Consider the following 16463-nt stretch of genomic DNA (forward strand, 5'->3'; position numbering starts at 1 on the left):
GATTGGTCGGCTCGTAGGCCGTCATCGCTGGCAAGTCAGCTCATACAGGGATTGAGTACATCTGCAAGAGACTGGTCGGCTGTCAGGACGCTATCGCGAGCAGGCTCACTCCTACAGTGGGATTGGGAGCATTCAGTTGGAGATTGGTCGGCTCGTAGGCCGTCATCGCTGGCAAGTCAGCTCATACAGGGATTGAGTACATCTGCGAGAGATTGGTCGGCTGTCAGGCCGCCATCGCGAGCAGGCTCACTCCTACAGTGGGATTGGGTGCATTCAGTTGGAGATTGGTCGGCTCGTAGGCCGTCATCGCTGGCAAGTCAGCTCATACAGGGATTGAGTACATCTGCAAGAGACTGGTCGGCTGTCAGGACGCTATCGCGAGCAGGCTCACTCCTACAGTGGGATTGGGTGCATTCAGTTGGAGATTGGTCGGCTCGTAGGCCGCCATCGCTGGCAAGTCGAATCGTCGCACCGCAGCTCCCACAGGGATTCAATACATCTCAAGAGACTGGTCGGCTGTCAGGCCGCCATCGCCAGCAGGCTGGCTCCTACAAAAATGCAAAACCCGACCGCATGCTCTTCACCACTCAACAGGATGAGCGTTAGCTCGGCTGCAGCTCTTGATCTTGCCGTACCGGCCCCTTCGGCAGGCTGAGTGGAGGGGTTTATCCGGGGGTGGGAGCGCAGCGACCGTTTGGCGCAGCCAAACACATCGAGAGGAGGTGCAGCGAAGCAAACCGTAGGCGATGCCCCCGGATGAACCCCGCAACGAAGGAACCCGAGCCTAAGCGAGGGCCGAACGCCGGGGCCAAGCCTTTTGCTTACTTTTCGGCGTCTGGAAAAGTGAGTCGCTGTAAGAGCGAAACCGCCAGCCGCAGCACCCGAAGCAACGGATATTCACCCCACCCCACAAGAACCTGGTCGGCCCAAAGGCCGCCAAGACCAAAAGCCCTAAGCCAAATCAGGATCCCGCGAAGAGCGCAAAGAAATACTCTCCAACTCATACCGCAACTCTTCAATCAACGCCTCGACCGCTTCAGCCGTACGCAACGCACTGAGCTTCAAGCCACTGATCACCAGATCCACCTGTCCCGACATCGGGTGATACAGCTTCACCGTGAGCGACTGATCACCATCCACCAGGCACTCACAGGCCAACGGCGCAAAGCTTTGTTCAAGGCGCACACGCAACTGCGCAAGATTCATCATTTGAAGCCGTTCCTTTAGCTGTTTCGAAGGGACACGATCCCAAGCCATCGGCTCGTATCGCACCCCAACAGACTAAGAACTGCCCCTCCACCTCAGAACCTCCATTTGCACCTTGCCGACTAGTGCATTTGCACCTACCGCTGACCCTTGGGTCGCCATTCACCGGAGAACAGTCCGCGCTCCCGGGCCCAGACAATCGCCTCACTGCGGCTGTGCACGTCAAGCTTGGAATACACCGTCGCCACATGATTGCGCACAGTATTCGGCGCCAGCTTCAGACGCGCGGCAATCTCCTTGTCCGCCAGCCCTTCACAGATCAAGCCCAGCACATCACGCTCGCGCGCCGTCAGATCAGTGAACGATACGCTCGGCAGTTGCGGCGAATTGACCTTCTTCACATTGGCCAGTTTTTCGATCAGCGTGCGGCTGAACCACGAGGCGTCCTTCATCACTTCCTCGATCGCCGCCACCAGTTCCAGCTCGGTGCGCTTGCGTTCGGTGATGTCCATCAGCACCAGCAAATAGCAGGATTTGTCATGGATATTCACCGTGTCCGCCGACAGCGCGCACTCCAGCACCTCGGCATCTTTTTTGCGCACCCGCACATCCACCCGATCAATGCGCCCGGTTTTTTCCAGCGCCGTGAGCAAGCGTGTGCGCGCCGCGCTGTCGTCGATGAACGCCAGTTGCACCACGGTTTTATCCAGGACATCGTCGCTGTTGTAGGACAGGGTCTCGAGGAATGCCTGGTTGACGTCGATCACCCGCTGCTCGTCCGCACTGCAAATCAGGATCGGCACCGGGGTCAGGCGAAAGGCCTTGGCGAAGCGCTCTTCGCTCTGGCGAAGCGCCACTTCGGCCTTGTGCCGCGGCTCAATGTCGACGAACGAAAACAACATGCAGTCCTCATCGTTGAGCTGCAGGGTCTGCCCGGCAACAATCACCTGCTTGCTGCTGCCATCGGGCAGGCGCAGTTCGGCCTGCATCTGCGGAATGGTCGCGCCGTCGCGCAGACGCTCGATCGCCAGGTCCCGCCGCTCGGCCTGCTCCAGCACGTCCAGCTCATAGGTTGAAGCGCCGATCACCTGATCACGGCTGTAGCCGGTCATCTCGAGAAAGCCCGGGTTGACCTTGATATAGCGCAAGTCGCTGAGCCGGCAGATCACGGCCGGCGCCGGGTTGGCGTTGAAGGTTTTCTCGAAGCGCTGCTCGGCGTTGGCCCAGTCGGTGACGTCACTCATGATCAGCACCAGCGACTCGGGCTGACCTTCGCGGTCGGTCAACACCATGCTGCGCACGCTGTGCACCCAGACGCGTTCCGGGTCACTGACCGGGGATACTTCAATCAGCACGTCGCTGAAGGTTTCGCAGCGCGCGACGCGGCTGATCGGGTAGTTTTCCGGCGGCACCGTGTGGTTATTGCGATAGCGCAAGCTGAAACGCTGGGCGTATTCATCGGCATCGTTGCCAAGTTCACCGATCCGGTTGACGCCATGCATTCTCAGCGCAGCTTCATTGGCCCACAGCAGGCTGCGGTCGAGCTCCAGCAAAATCACGCCATCCGACAGCCCGGCGATGATCTGCTGCAACTGGCGACGATTGGTTTCAGTGGTCAGGACTTCCTGGCTCATTGGATCTCCACAGGGAATGCGCGTGTGAAGATTACGACCGCAGGCGTTCGCGATCGTGCCAAGCACTGTGACAACACCACAAATCCCCTGTAGGAGCGAGCCTGCTCGCGAAGGCGTCGTGTCAGCCAACACATTTTTTGAATGCAAATAGCGCTTTCGCGAGCAGGCTCGCTCCCACAAGGAGATTAGTGTTGGCTTGAGGTCTCCACCAACTCACGCAAGGTGTCGAGAAACAACTTGAGCACCGGCGACGCATCATCGGCACGATAAGTCGCATACAGCGGCACCTCCGGCAACGCCGGGGTCAACTTGCGGAACACCAGCCCTGCCGGCGCCAGTTGTTCGATGGATGCGGGCAACAGCGCCACACCGAATCCGGCCCGCACCAGGCTGAGCAAGGTCTGCACTTCGATCACCTGCTGGCGGATCTGCGGGGTGAACCCGGCCTGGACGCAGCACTGATAGAGAAAATGGGCAAACCGCGACTGCTTCAACTCCAACGCAACAAACGGCTCCCGGGCCAGATCCGCCGGCGCCAGCACTGCGCGGCTGGCCAGCGGATGGTCCGCCGGCATCACCACGTGAATCGGCTCGTAGATCAGCAGCTCATTGCGCAACAACGGGTCGTCATAACCGACGCGAAACACGCAGGCGTCGATGCGCTTCTCCTTGAGCGCCTTGACCTGCGCCGCCGGGGTCATTTCGTGCAGGCGCCAGTTCACCTGCGGATAGCGCTCGCGAAACAGGTGCAGCGCCTTGGGCAGCACGCCGACCATCACCGAACTGATCATGCCGATTTCCAGCTCGCCGAGTTGCCCGCGCCCGGTCTGACGGGTCAGGTCCAGTGCCCGCTCGAGCTGTTCGAACACCAGCGGCGCCTGTTCCTTGAGCATCTGCCCCGCCGCTGTCAGCTCGACCCGATGGTGACTGCGCTCGAACAACGGCGTGCCGAGTTCTTCCTCCAGCAGACGAATCTGCTGGCTCAACGGCGGCTGGCAAATATGCAGACGCTCGGCGGCCCGGCCGAAATGCAGCTCATCGGCCAGGGCCATGAAGTACCGCAGCAGGCGCAGGTCCATGGCGGCTTACCCCAGGCTCAGCGGTGTCGAGCGCTGGCGAATGCCGGTCAGCGCGAACAAGGCGTTGGCAATCGCCGGAGCCACCGAGGGACTGCCCAACTCGCCGACCCCGCCGGGTTTGCCCGGTTCGCCGTCCAGCACCACGATGTCGGTGGCCGGCATGTCCGACATGCGGGTCACGCGGTAGTCGTGGAAGTTGCTCTGCAACACCCTGCCCTGTTGGATATCGAGCCGATCGAACAAGGCGTGGCCCAGGCCCCACATCAAGCCGCCGTAGATCTGCTCTTCGACCCCGCCGGGCGACACGGCCAAGCCGCAATCGACCACGCACGTCAGCTTCTCGACCTTCGGCTTGCCATCAACCGTCGCGACCTGCGCCACCACCGCGATAAAACTGGTGTAACCCTGATTGGTCGCAATCCCCAGCGCGGTGCCCGGGGGCAACGGCTGGCCCCATCCGGCGCGCTCAGCCGCCTGTTTCAGCACCGCCACATGCCGTGGCCGGTCCTGCATGTTGGCGAGCCTGAACGCCAGCGGATCGGCGCCCGCTGCGTGGGCCAGTTCATCCATGAAGCTTTCCACGGCGAACACGTTGGGGATGAAGCTCACCGAGCGATACCAGCCGCTGGGCACGTGGCTTTCGTGCTTGACCCAGTTCAGCTCCAGATGCGGCGGACGATAAGCGAAGTCCCACGCGGTGATCGCTTCGGTGGTGCTGTAATCCATGTGATCCGGGCGTTCGAAGTAACCCGGCTCCCACTGCTCCGGCGACGCCGGCGACACCGCATGCAGCTGCAGCGCGTTGAGTTTGCCCTGAGCGTCGAGCGCACCTTTGACCCGGTGCAACGTCGCCGGGTGATTGAACAGTGCGTGCATTTCGTCTTCGCGGCTGTTGAGCAGCTTCACCGGCACCCCGGTTTGCTGCGCCAGATACGCCACTTCGAACAACCAGTATTTGGCCTCCCGCGCACCGAAGCTGCCGCCGGACACCAGTTCGTTGATGGTGACCTTGTCCTTGTTGATGCCGCACACGGTTTGCGCCGCTTCCAGCGCCGATGACGGCACCTGCACGCCGCCCCAAAAAGTGATCGCCTGATCCTTGACCTGCGCGGTGATGCAGATCGGTTCCAGCGGGTTCTGCACCTTGTACGGCATGGTGTAATCGGCTTCGATCAGCTTCGCCGCGCTCGCCCATTGCCCGGCCACATCGCCATTGCTCATGGCCTTGACGGTTTGCGCCGCCGGGTCGGCTATCGCTGCGGCCTGGGCCTTGCTCAACTCGGCGCTGTCGAATCCGGCCAGCGGCGAATCACTCCACTTTATCTCCAGCACCTTGCGCCCCTGCTGCGCCGCCCAGAACGTGTCCGCCAGCACCGCAACCCCCTCCAGATTGCCGCCGAGCACATCCGGCCGCCCCGGAATCGTAAGCACCTTGCGCACGCCCGGCACCTGCAACGCTGCCGTCGAGTCCACGTTGATCACCGTGGCACCGACCACCGGCGCCCGCTGAATCACCGCCACCAGCATCCCCGGTAATTGCACGTCGATGCTGTACTTGAAGCCCCCGCAAACCTTGGCCGCCGCATCACGCTTGCGCCGCAGCTTGCCGATGTATTTGAACTGCGCCGGATCTTTCAGCGTGACGTGCGCCGGTGCCGGCAGACGCGCCGCCACGCCGACCAGTTCGCCGTAGCCGAGGCTGCGTTTGCTGGACGGGTGAACCACCCGGCCTTCCTCGGTGCTGCAACTGTCGGGGCTGACTTTCCATTGCTTCGCCGCCGCCGTGATCAGCAGCGCCCGAGCCGTGGCCCCGGCCATGCGCAGGCGGTCGTATTCCAGCGACACACTGGTGCTGCCGCCGGTGGAGAAGACTTTCCAGATCGGGTGAATGTAGGTGTCAAAGAACGGGTCTTCCGGGGTGATGACCTGCACGGTCATCGGGTTCACATCCAGCTCCTCGGCCACGCACGCGGCCAGCGCGGTTTGCGTACCGGTGCCGGAATCGTGCTTGTGCACCACCAGTTTCACCGTGCCGTCGGGGAAGATCCGCACCCAGGCGTTGGGTTCGAATTCGCTGGCCGGGGCCGGGGCTTTCGCGTCGCTGGCGGCGATGCCGGATGGCAGGTACAGGGCAATCGCCAGCCCCGAAGCCACCGTCGCCGCTTGCTTGAGAAACACCCGGCGTGACGGTTCGATCAAGGTGTCGTCGAGCAGGCTCATCAGGCCTCCTTCGGCGCATTCGCCGCGCGCTTGATCGCTTTGTTGATCCGCCCGTAAGTGCCGCAGCGGCAGATATTGCCGGTCATCGCATTGCGGATCGAATCGTCGGTCACCGCTGCCCCCGTGTTGAGCAGCGCAGCGGCAGACATGATCTGCCCGGATTGACAGTAGCCGCATTGCGGCACATCTTCGGCGACCCAGGCCAGTTGCAGCGGATGGCTTTGCGTCGGCGACAAGCCTTCGATGGTGGTGATGCTGTGGCCCGCGACGGCGGCCAGCGGCAACTGGCAGGAACGCACCGCGACACCGTCCAGATGCACGGTGCAGGCACCGCACAGGCCCATGCCGCAGCCGAATTTGGTGCCGGTAAGTTTCAGTTGATCACGCAGGACCCATAACAAGGGCATGGAGGGGGACGCCTCATCCAGCTCGCGTCGTTCGCCGTTCACCGTGAATGCAATCATTGTCTGGCTCCAAAAGAGCGGCCCGTCTTTGTGCGGGCCTGGTGACCGATTATTGGAAGCCCGGGCAACCCGCGGCCAGCGACGATTTCTGCCAACCGCTGTAAGCAGGACTAACAACATGTACAAGCGATACCCGTCGGTGCAGTCCATGAGCGCGTTTATCCACGCTGCGCGCAGCGGCAGTTTCTCCAGCGCTGCGCGCAAGCTCGACCTGACCCACAGCGCCATCAGCCAGCAGATTCGCGCACTGGAAGATTTCATCGGCCAGCCGCTGTTCGTGCGTGAAGGCGGCGGCAGCAACCTCACCGACGCCGGGCAGTTGTTTGCCAGCGTGCTGTCGGATGGACTGGCGCAGATCGACCGGGCGCTGTCTTCGGTGAAAAACCGCAGCGTGGCGCAGCGCCTGACCCTGGACGTCGACAGCGAACTGGCGCAGAGCTGGCTCAATCCGCGCCTGCCGGAACTGCTCGATGGCCTGCCGGATTACGAGGTGACGCTGCGGTCGATGCCGCGCAGTGATCGCAGCACTTTCGAGCGGGTCGACCTGGCGTTGCGTTATGGCTATGGCGATTGGGATGACTGCGAGATGACGCAGATCTGTGGCGACCGGGTGTTGGCGGTGGCTTCGCCGGCGTTGCTTGAGCGCTATGGTTTACAGGTGCCGTTGAGCCCGGCGCAAATCCTCGAACTGCCGCTGTTGGGCTATACGCGACGCTCGTGGATTCCGTGGCTGGATGCCGCCGGAATGCCGCCCGTCGAGCCGCCGGCACGGGTGATTTTCGACAATGCGGCGAACCTGATTGCCGCCGCTGAGGCCGGGGTTGGCGCGGGACTGGTGCGCGGATTGCTGGCCGCCGATGCGTTGCGCAGCGGGCGGCTGGTGGCGCTGAACGAGGCGCAGATTGCTGCGCATTACAACCTGTATGCGGTGTGGCCGCATGGGCAGGCTGAGCGTGTTGGACCGGTGGTGGATGCGGTTCGGCAGTTGGTTTTGCATACACTTGAGAACCCTGCCCTCACCCTAGCCCTCTCCCAGAGGTAGAGGGGACTGATCCGGGGATGCTGCAGAAATTCGCCGACCTGAACCTGTCCCACTGAATCCATAATCGACTCGGTTGCTCAGGTCGATGTACAACGCAAGACACCTCGGTCGGCCCCCTCTCCCTCCGGGAGAGGGCTGGGGTGAGGGTAGCTTTTGACCTGCCCATATCGCCCAAGTATCACCACCGCGCCCAATTAATATTGTACGAACCCCTCCCCCCTTTCCAATACTCGCCCTCAGCAACCACCCACCCGGGCCGGATGCGAACAGGCGAGGGAATGCGCGAGTCCTGCGCATAGAAATGGCCGATTGCCCGGGACGTGGATGCCGAGAGCCGCAAGGCTCCCTTCCCCGCTATCAGGAGATCGACTTCAATGATCATCGATATCAGCTGCTATCCCACCGATCTGGTGGACCTCGCCTGGAGGCATGACGGTGACCCGTTCACCGGCGAGCGTCTGCTGGAGATGATGGATGGCCCGTACATGGTCAACGGCAAACCTCGCCGCATCGACAAAGCCTTCATCCAGCCGCCACAGGGCAACACTATCTACACCTGGACCGACGGCGAACTCTCGGGCCGCGAATCCATCGACGCCTACATGGCCTACACCCTGAAAATGGTCCAGACCTACCCGGATCGCTTCATCGGCTGCTTCGTCTACAACCCACGCTGCGGCGTGGAGAACGGCGTCGAGGCGATCGAGCGCTACGTCAAGGAACACGGGTTCAAGATGGTGCAGATGCAGGCCAACATGCACGCCTACCGGCCTGACCGTGCACTCGACTGGGTGCGCCCATGCTTCGAGAAATGCGCCGAGCTGGGCATCCCGGTCAAGCTGCACACCGGCGACGGGCCGTACAGCATCCCGTCGGAGTGGGTGCCGATGATCAAGGAATTCCCCAACGTCGATTTCATCATGGCCCACTTCGGTGTGCAGACCGGCGGCGTCTACGTGTTCGAACCGATGCAATGGGCGATGGAGTTGCCCAACGTCTACTGCGAATCCGGCTGGTGCCTGCAATCGCGGATCGTCGAATTCGCCAAGGTCCTGCCGACGCACAAGATCCTCTTCGGCACCGACACCCCGCCGAACGAACCGGGCATGTGGCTGCGCCTGCTCGAAGTGCTCTGCCACGAGCCGCCGCAGGGGCTGAACCTCGACGAGGACACCCTCGAGGACTACCTGGGCAACAACACCGCGCGGATGATCGGCCTCGAGCCAACCCCGCCGCCGCGTTCCGTTTCCGAAGCAGAGGCGCAACTCAAGCGCCCCGTCACCACGCAACTGGCCAGGAGCTGAACCGATGATCATCGACACCCATCTGCACCCTACCAACCTGGTCGACGAGGCCTGGCGCCACACCGGCGAACCGTTCACTGGCGAGCGCATGCTCAAACTGATGGACGGCCCGTACATGATCAACGGCAAACCGCGCCGCATCGACATGGGTTTCATCCAGCCGCCACCGGGCAACACCGGTTATCGCGACGGCAACCGCCGTGGCCGCGAGGGCGTGCGTGACTACATGTCCTACGTCGCCGAACTGTGCGTGAAGTACCCGGACCGCTTCATCGGCAACTTCAACTTCAACCCGCGCTGGGGACCGGAAAACGGTGCGGCGGAGCTGGAATTCCACATCAAGGAATACGGCTTCAAGATGCTCAAGCTGCACGCCAACATGCACGGCTATCGCCCGGACCGCGCACTCGACTGGTTGCGCCCGGCGATGAAGGTCTGCGCCAAGTACAACATCGTCGTGCTGATCCACACCGGCGACGGTCCGTACACGATTCCGACGATGTTCTACCCGATCATCCGCGAGTTCCCGATGGTCAATTTCATCATCGGCCACTTCGGCATCCAGACCGGCGGCAACTACTCGTTCGAGGCGTTCTGGATGGCGATGGACACGCCGAACGTGTACTGCGAATCCGGCTGGTGCTTCCAGTCGCGGATCGTCGAGTTCGCCAAGGAGCTGCCGCGCAACAAGATCGTGTTCGGCACCGACTCACCGCCGAACGAACCGGGCATGTGGCTGCGAGAGCTGGAGGTGTTGTGCTCGCCGGCGCCGCAAGGTTTGGGCATCGATGAGGATCATCTCGAAGACTACCTGGGCAACAACATCGCCCGGTTGTGCGGGATCGAACCGACGCCACCGCCGAAGGATCTGGTTGAGGCGGATATTCGCCTGACCACCACGTACCTCTGACCTGAAGAAATGCTGCACCTCTGTGGCGAGGGAGCTTGCTCCCGCTGGGTGGCGAAGCCGCCCCGCTTTTTCCCAAAGAGCTTGGGCCTGCTGCGCAGTCCAGCGGGAGCAAGCTCCCTCGCCACAGGGGATCTCCAGTTTTTCATGTGGGCAACACAGCGACTTTACAGGCACGAAGATGACCCGGCGTTCCCTCGACCGGCAGGCCAACGGCTGCTCGATCGAACGCCTTCTCACCCCTGCGTGCCTGCTTTTTACGAGGTGAAACCATGACCCGTTCGACGCTCGGCGATTCTCAGGACTTTCACGTGTTCATCGATGCCTATCGCCGTGAGTACCCGGACGATGTGCTGACCATCACCCAGCCGATTTCTGCCGATCAGGACGTCACCGCCCTGGTCGATGCCCTCGCCGCGCAAGGTCGCGATCCGTTGCTGATCTGCGAACGCGTCGGCACCCTTGGCGTGCCGGTGGCGAGCAACCTGTTCGCCTCCCGCACCCGCATTGCCCGGTTGTTCGGCGTCACTGCGGCGCAACTGCACGAAACCTTCCAGCGCCGCGCCAACCAGCCCATCGCCCCACGCTATGTGGAAAGCGGCCCGATCCTTGATGAAGTGTTCGAAGGCGAAGCGCTGGATCTGGCGCTGCTGCCGATGCTCAAGCATTTCGACAGCGACCGTGGCCCGTACATCACCAACGCGATCATCATCGCCGAGGACCCGCTGACCGGCATCGCCAACATGAGCTATCACCGCTCGATGCGCCACGCCCGCCAGGCCCTCGCCACCAGCCTGCACTCACGCGGTCATCTGTGGCGGATGCTGCAGACCGCCCGTGAACGCGGCGAAGAATTGCGCGTGGCGATGGTGGTCGGCGCGCACCCGCTGTTCATGCTCGCCGCCGCTGCACGCCTGCCCTATGGCGCAGATGAACGCGCAGTGGCCGGCGGTTTGTTTGGCGCACCGCTGGAACTGGTGAAGACCCCGCGCTACGGCATCGGCGTGCCGGCCTACGCCGAGTTTGTGCTGGAAGGCGCCATCGACCCGGCGGCCTATGCCGAGGAAGGTCCGTTCGGCGAGTTCAGCGGTTATTCCTCGGACCGCTCGACCAACAACGTGCTGCGCGTCGACACCCTGCTGCGGCGCAAGGACGCCTGGCTGGTCGACGTCATGGGTGGCCGCTACGCCGAACACCTGACCCTGGCGCGGCTACCCCGCGAGGCGGAAATGAGCGAGAAGCTCAAGGCGCGTTTCCCCGCGGTCACCGCCGTGCATTACCCGAATTCCGGCACCCACTTTCACTGCTACGTGGCCCTGGATCAGAGCCGCGACGGCGAGGCGCGGCAGATCATGCTCGCTCTGCTCGGCTGGGATCCGTACCTGAAGACCGTGATTGCGGTGGACAGCGACATCGACATCACTGACGACAGCCAGGTGTTGTGGGCACTGGCCACGCATTTCCAGCCGCATCTGGACCTGTTCATGATCGACGGTTTGCCCGGCAGTCCGCTGGATCCGTCGTCCTCGGTCAACGGCACCACCTCGCGCATGGGCCTGGATGCCACTCGCGGATCAGCCTTCGACGGAATCAAGGCGCAGCTCGATCACGACGTGCTCGAACGTGCGCGGGCGTTACTTAAAGGGCTGCCAGCGTGAGCCGGCAGCGGATGGTGGTCGGCATCAGCGGCGCGTCGGGCTTCGTTTACGGCGTGCGACTGCTGCAATTACTTGCCGAACTGGACATCGAAAGCCACCTGATCATCAGCCGCGCCGCGCTGCTGACCATGGCCCACGAGACCGACTACAAGCTGGCCGACGTCACCGCGCTGGCCAGCCACTACCACCGCGCCGATGACGTCGCGGCCGGGATCGCCAGCGGTTCGTTTCGCTGCCTGGGCATGGTGGTCGCGCCGTGCTCAATGCGCACGTTGGCGGAAATCGCCACCGGCACCTCATCGGGGCTGATCGGTCGCGCCGCCGACGTCACCCTCAAGGAGCGCCGCACCCTGGCGCTGATGGCCCGCGAAACGCCGCTGACCCTCGCCCACCTGCGCAACATGACCGCCGTCACCGAGATGGGCGGGATCATCGCCCCGCCGGTGCCGGCGTTTTACGCGCGGCCCGAGAGCCTTGCGCAGATGGTCGATCACAGCCTCGGCCGGGTGCTCGACCTGTTTGGCCTGGATGCCGGCACTGCAACACGCTGGCAAGAACCCATATCCCCTTGTAGGAGTGAGCCTGCTCGCGATGGCGGTGTGTCAGTAACGTAATTGTCGGCTGACACACCGTTATCGCGAGCAGGCTCTCTCCTACAAAAAGCTTCATTTGCACCGGTCAATACATCATCAAGGAACCCCAAATGAATACTCCCTTCAACGCCCCAACCCCCAACACCAAAATCCCCGTGACCATCCTCACCGGCTTCCTCGGTGCCGGCAAAACCACCTTGCTCAACTACATCCTCAAGGAAAATCACGGGCGCAAGATCGCTGTGATCGAAAACGAGTTCGGCGAGGTCGGCATTGACGGCGATCTGGTGCTCAGCTCGGAAACCGAAGAAATCTACGAGATGGTCAACGGCTGCGTGTGCTGCACCGCCGAGGTTCGCGAGGACCTGGTGCGCATCGTCCGCGAACTGGTGGCGCGCCCGGTGCGCCTCGATCACATCCTGATCGAGACCAGTGGCCTGGCCGACCCGTACCCGGTGGCGCAGAGCTTTTTCATCAATGACCCGATCGCCGAGGAAGTCGAACTCGATGCGATCGTGACCATGGTCGACGCCAAGCACATCGCCCAGCACCTGGAGGATCTGCAACTCGATGGCGTCGACAATCAGGCCGTGGATCAGATCGTCTGCGCCGACCGCATCGTCATCAACAAGGTCGATCTGGTCAGCAGCGACGAGGTGGAAAGCCTGCGCGGCAAGATCCGTGGCTTGAACGCCACGGCGGATCTGGTGACCTCGACCCATGCGCAGATCGACCTGACGAAAATCCTCGGCATCGGCGCTTTCGAGTGCACGCAGAAACTCATGGAAATCGGCGCGCAACAGCACGAGCACGATCACCACGAACACGAGCATCAAGCCGAAGCGCCGGATCACCAGCACGACCCCAGCGTGTCATCGGTGGGCATCGCCGTGGACGGCGCGGTCAACCTGATGGCGTTCCACCGCTGGATCAGCGAGCTGCGCAGCTCCCAGGCCGACAACCTGTACCGCATGAAAGGCGTGCTCGCCGTCGCCAACGAAGACCAGCGCTACGTCCTGCAAGGCGTGCACAGCCTGGTGGAGTTCCGCGCGTCGACCGCCTGGGGCACGGAGCCCCGTTCGAGCAAGATCGTGTTCATCGGCCGCGACCTGGATCGCGCGGCGCTGAACCAGGGCTTCGCCGCCTGCCTGGCAGGCTGAAACAAGGCATCGGAGCCGGTGGATGGCGGCTTCGCAGCACGAATGACTGATGCCGATCAGTTGGCAGCGACAAAAACATTGTGGCGAGGGAGCTTGCTCCCGCTGGGTCGCGAAGCGGCCCTTCTTTTAAAAGCACAGGCCTGCTGCGCAGTCCAGCGGGAGCAAGCTCCCTCGCCACAGGTTACTCATCGCTGTATCAGGCCAACTGAGCGGCATCAGACGAATACCCCTCTCTACCGCATAAAAACAGCCAGAGGTGTTTCCCCATGTCGTCAGCCACATCCCCATCAAAAACCGCATCCACCGTGCACCCCGTCGACCGCGTCCTGCCGGTGCGACAGATGCTCACCCTCGGCCTGCAACACATGGCCGTCTCGTACATCGGCGCCATCGCCGTGCCGTTGATTGTCGCCAGTGCCTTGAAGATGTCCCACGCCGACACCGTGGTGTTGATCAGCACCACGCTGTTCTGCTCCGGCATCGCCACCCTTTTGCAAACCGTCGGTTTCTGGAAGTTCGGCGTGCGCCTGCCGATTCTGCAGGGCGTGGCGTTCAGCAGCGTCGGCCCGGTGATCGCCATCGGCAGCGACCCCCAGGTGGGGTTTGCCGGGGTCTGCGGCGCGGTGATCGGCGCCGGCATCTTCACCATGCTGATAGCGCCGTTCGTGGGCCGATTGCGGCGCTTCTTCCCGCCGGTGGTCACCGGCTGCATCGTCACCGTGATCGGCTTGCAGCTGTTCCCGATTGCCTATGAGTGGGTCGGTGGCGGGCGCAACGCGAGCAACTTCGGCGCCCCGGCGTTTCTCGGTGTGGCGGTGGTGGTGTTGCTGACCATTTTGCTGGTCAACCGCTATGGCAGCCCGCTGCTGCGCAACATGGCGGTGCTGGTGGGCATGCTGGTCGGCGCCGGACTGGCCTACGGTCTGGGCATGGGCAATTTTCACAGCGTCGAAGATGCGCCGTGGCTGACCGTGCCCTACCCGTTCTACTTCGGATTGCCGACTTTCAGCCTGATCCCCATCGCGACCATGGTGGTGGTGATGATCGTGCAGATGGTCGAGTCGATGGGCCTGTTCGTGGCCATCGGCGACATCGTCGACAAACCGGTGGAAGACAAACAGGTGATCAACGGCCTGCGCGCCAATGGCCTGGCCAGCACCATCGCCGGGATGTTCGCCGCGTTCCCGTTCATTGCCTTCATGGAAAACGTCGGCCTGGTGATCCTCACCGGGGTGCGCAGCCGCTGGGTGGTGGCGGTCAGCGGCCTGCTGATGTGCTCGATTGCCCTGGTGCCCAAGGCCGGCGCGATCATCGCCTCGATGCCGACTGCCGCGCTGGGCGGTGCCGGTATCGCCATGTTCGGCGTGGTCGCGGCGGCGGGCATCCAGACCCTGGCCAAGGTCGACTACGAGCGCAATCGCTTCAACGTGCTGATCGTCGGTTTCACCATCGCCGCGGCGCTGGTGCCGGTGCTCGCGCCTTCCCTGTTCAAACAAATGCCCGAGTGGTCACAGCCGTTCCTGCACAGCAGCGTGGTCATCGCCTGCCTGGTGTCGGTGCTGCTCAACGCGGCGCTCAACGGCGTCAGCATGCCAGACACCACACCCGGCAAATCCGCTTCGCACATTCTCTGACTGGAGCCTGCCCATGACTCAACTTCAAAACATCCTGATCAAAAACCCGGTCGCGGTGATGACCGGCCTGCGCGGCCCGCGTGCCCGGGCTGGGGCGGTGGACATTCGCGTGGTCAACGGACGCATCGCCGAAATGGCCGCCCACCTTGAACCGCAACCCGGTGAGCGGGTGCTCGATGCGCGCAACAGCGTGGTCTATCCGGGCTGGATCAACACCCACCACCACCTGTTCCAGAACCTGCTCAAAGCCGTGCCCGAAGGTTTGAATCAGGACCTGCAAGGCTGGCTGGCGAGCGTGCCCTACCCGCGCCTGAACCGCTTCACCCCGCAGCTGGCAAGGATCGCCGCCCGCCTGGGCATGGTCGAATTGCTGTTGTCCGGGGTGACGACCTGCGCCGATCACCATTACCTTTACCATGCGCACGGCAGCACCGAGACCGGGGATCTGCTGTTCGATCTGGCCGATGAATTCGGCCTGCGTTTCGTGTTGTGCCGTGGCGGCGCGCTGGAGTCGGCGAGCGCGCATCCGGGCTTTTCGAAAACCGCGCTGCAACCGGAAAGCCTCGAGCAAATGGTCGGCGACATCGAGCGCCTGAAATCGCTGTACCACCAGGACACGCCCGATGCCCTGCGCCGGGTTGTGGTGGCGCCCACCACGCCGACCTTCTCACTGCCGCCGACCCTGCTGCGCGAACTGGCGCACAGCGCACGCGGCCTCGGTTTGCGCCTGCACACGCACCTGTCGGAAACGCAGAACTACGTAAATTTCTGCCGCGAGAAATACAACTGCCTGCCGGTGGAATTCGTCGCCGAACACGAATGGCTCGGCCCGGACGTGTGGTTCGCACACGCCGTGCACCTGCAACCGGGCGAAATCCGCATGCTCGCCCAGACCGGTACCGGCGTCTCCCACTGCCCGGTCAGCAACGCCCGCCTCGGCAGCGGCGTCGCCCCCGTGCCGCAAATGTACGAAGCCGGCGTGCCGATCTCCCTCGGCGTCGACGGCGTCGCCTCCAACGAATCCGGAAGCATGGTCGGCGAAGCCAACACCGCGTGGCTGATCCACCGCGCCGAACAAGGCGCCTCGGCGACCACCGCCGAAGACGTGATCCACTGGGGCACGGTGGGTGGTGCGCAGGTGCTCGGATTGGGTGCGGTCGGTACGCTGGAAATCGGTCAGGCGGCAGACCTGGTGATCTACAGCCTCGACCATCCACGCTTCTTCGGCTTCCACGACAGTGCGGTTGCTCCGGTCGTCGCGGGTGAACCGATTGCCGTGAAGTACAGCCTGGTGGGCGGCCGGATCGTGGTCGATAACGGCGTGATTCCGGGGCTGGATATCGAACGCATGCGCGCCGAGGCGTGGGAAGGTGTGCAGGCAATGATGAAGGTCGAGGACTGATCCGCAGGCGATGAAAAACCTGTAGGAGTGAGCCTGCTCGCGATAGCGGTGTGTCAGCTGACATTTGCGCTACTGACACAGCGCTATCGCGAGCAGGCTCACTCCTACAGGGAACAACACCACATTCGCGGACTCGACTTTTGTCGACTAAGGTTAACCG

General features: G+C 62.9%; 13 protein-coding genes. 8 read left to right on the top strand and 5 right to left on the bottom strand.

The window, feature by feature from the left end; translation table 11 throughout:
- Window positions 1-951: 951 nt before the first annotated feature.
- The 5 genes from J5M57_RS13430 to J5M57_RS13450 all read right to left on the bottom strand — a co-directional run bounded on the left by J5M57_RS13430 (window position 952) and on the right by J5M57_RS13450 (window position 6603).
- Window positions 952-1209: a DUF1652 domain-containing protein gene (locus tag J5M57_RS13430; protein WP_064587121.1), complete on the bottom strand. Its 258-nt coding sequence runs from the start codon at window positions 1207-1209 to the stop codon at window positions 952-954.
- A 134-nt stretch (window positions 1210-1343) separates the two neighbouring features.
- On the bottom strand, window positions 1344-2840 hold the full coding sequence (locus J5M57_RS13435) for a helix-turn-helix transcriptional regulator (protein ID WP_207849265.1): 1497 nt from the start codon (window positions 2838-2840) through the stop codon (window positions 1344-1346).
- Between the two features lie 185 nt (window positions 2841-3025).
- Window positions 3026-3919, bottom strand: coding sequence for a LysR substrate-binding domain-containing protein (locus tag J5M57_RS13440; protein WP_207849264.1), 894 nt, complete (start codon window positions 3917-3919; stop codon window positions 3026-3028).
- A 6-nt stretch (window positions 3920-3925) separates the two neighbouring features.
- Window positions 3926-6139, bottom strand: a complete 2214-nt coding sequence (locus J5M57_RS13445) for a molybdopterin cofactor-binding domain-containing protein (protein ID WP_207849263.1) — start codon at window positions 6137-6139, stop codon at window positions 3926-3928.
- Window positions 6139-6603: a (2Fe-2S)-binding protein gene (locus tag J5M57_RS13450; protein ID WP_064587113.1), complete on the bottom strand. Its 465-nt coding sequence runs from the start codon at window positions 6601-6603 to the stop codon at window positions 6139-6141. The genes J5M57_RS13445 and J5M57_RS13450 overlap by 1 nt, the downstream gene beginning before the upstream one ends.
- A 118-nt stretch (window positions 6604-6721) precedes the next feature.
- On the opposite strand from J5M57_RS13450, the gene J5M57_RS13455 reads away from it, so the two are divergent.
- From J5M57_RS13455 to J5M57_RS13490, 8 genes are all read left to right on the top strand, one after another.
- Complete coding sequence (locus J5M57_RS13455) at window positions 6722-7645, top strand: LysR substrate-binding domain-containing protein (protein ID WP_169840530.1); 924 nt, start codon at window positions 6722-6724, stop codon at window positions 7643-7645.
- Between the two features lie 374 nt (window positions 7646-8019).
- Window positions 8020-8949 (top strand): amidohydrolase family protein, encoded by a 930-nt coding sequence (locus tag J5M57_RS13460; protein ID WP_064587109.1) that lies wholly within the window; start codon window positions 8020-8022, stop codon window positions 8947-8949.
- Between the two features lie 4 nt (window positions 8950-8953).
- On the top strand, window positions 8954-9859 hold the full coding sequence (locus tag J5M57_RS13465; RefSeq protein ID WP_003224037.1) for an amidohydrolase family protein: 906 nt from the start codon (window positions 8954-8956) through the stop codon (window positions 9857-9859).
- A 269-nt stretch (window positions 9860-10128) separates the two neighbouring features.
- Entirely contained in the window at window positions 10129-11514 is a 1386-nt protein-coding gene (locus J5M57_RS13470; protein WP_207849262.1) for a UbiD family decarboxylase, read from the top strand.
- An 11-nt stretch (window positions 11515-11525) separates the two neighbouring features.
- A complete protein-coding gene (locus J5M57_RS13475) occupies window positions 11526-12128 on the top strand; it encodes a UbiX family flavin prenyltransferase (RefSeq protein WP_207849322.1) in 603 nt (200 codons plus the stop codon).
- Between the two features lie 89 nt (window positions 12129-12217).
- Complete coding sequence (locus tag J5M57_RS13480) at window positions 12218-13267, top strand: GTP-binding protein (RefSeq protein ID WP_207849261.1); 1050 nt, start codon at window positions 12218-12220, stop codon at window positions 13265-13267.
- Between the two features lie 266 nt (window positions 13268-13533).
- Window positions 13534-14901 carry a nucleobase:cation symporter-2 family protein gene (locus tag J5M57_RS13485; protein WP_207849260.1) on the top strand — a complete coding sequence of 456 codons (1368 nt, stop codon included), beginning with the start codon at window positions 13534-13536 and terminating at the stop codon, window positions 14899-14901.
- 13 nt (window positions 14902-14914) lie between these two features.
- Window positions 14915-16303: an amidohydrolase family protein gene (locus J5M57_RS13490; protein WP_207849259.1), complete on the top strand. Its 1389-nt coding sequence runs from the start codon at window positions 14915-14917 to the stop codon at window positions 16301-16303.
- Window positions 16304-16463: the final 160 nt, after the last annotated feature.

It is taken from the genome of Pseudomonas sp. 86_A (assembly GCF_017491705.1).
In the GTDB taxonomy this organism is placed as follows: Bacteria; Pseudomonadota; Gammaproteobacteria; order Pseudomonadales; family Pseudomonadaceae; genus Aquipseudomonas; species Aquipseudomonas koreensis.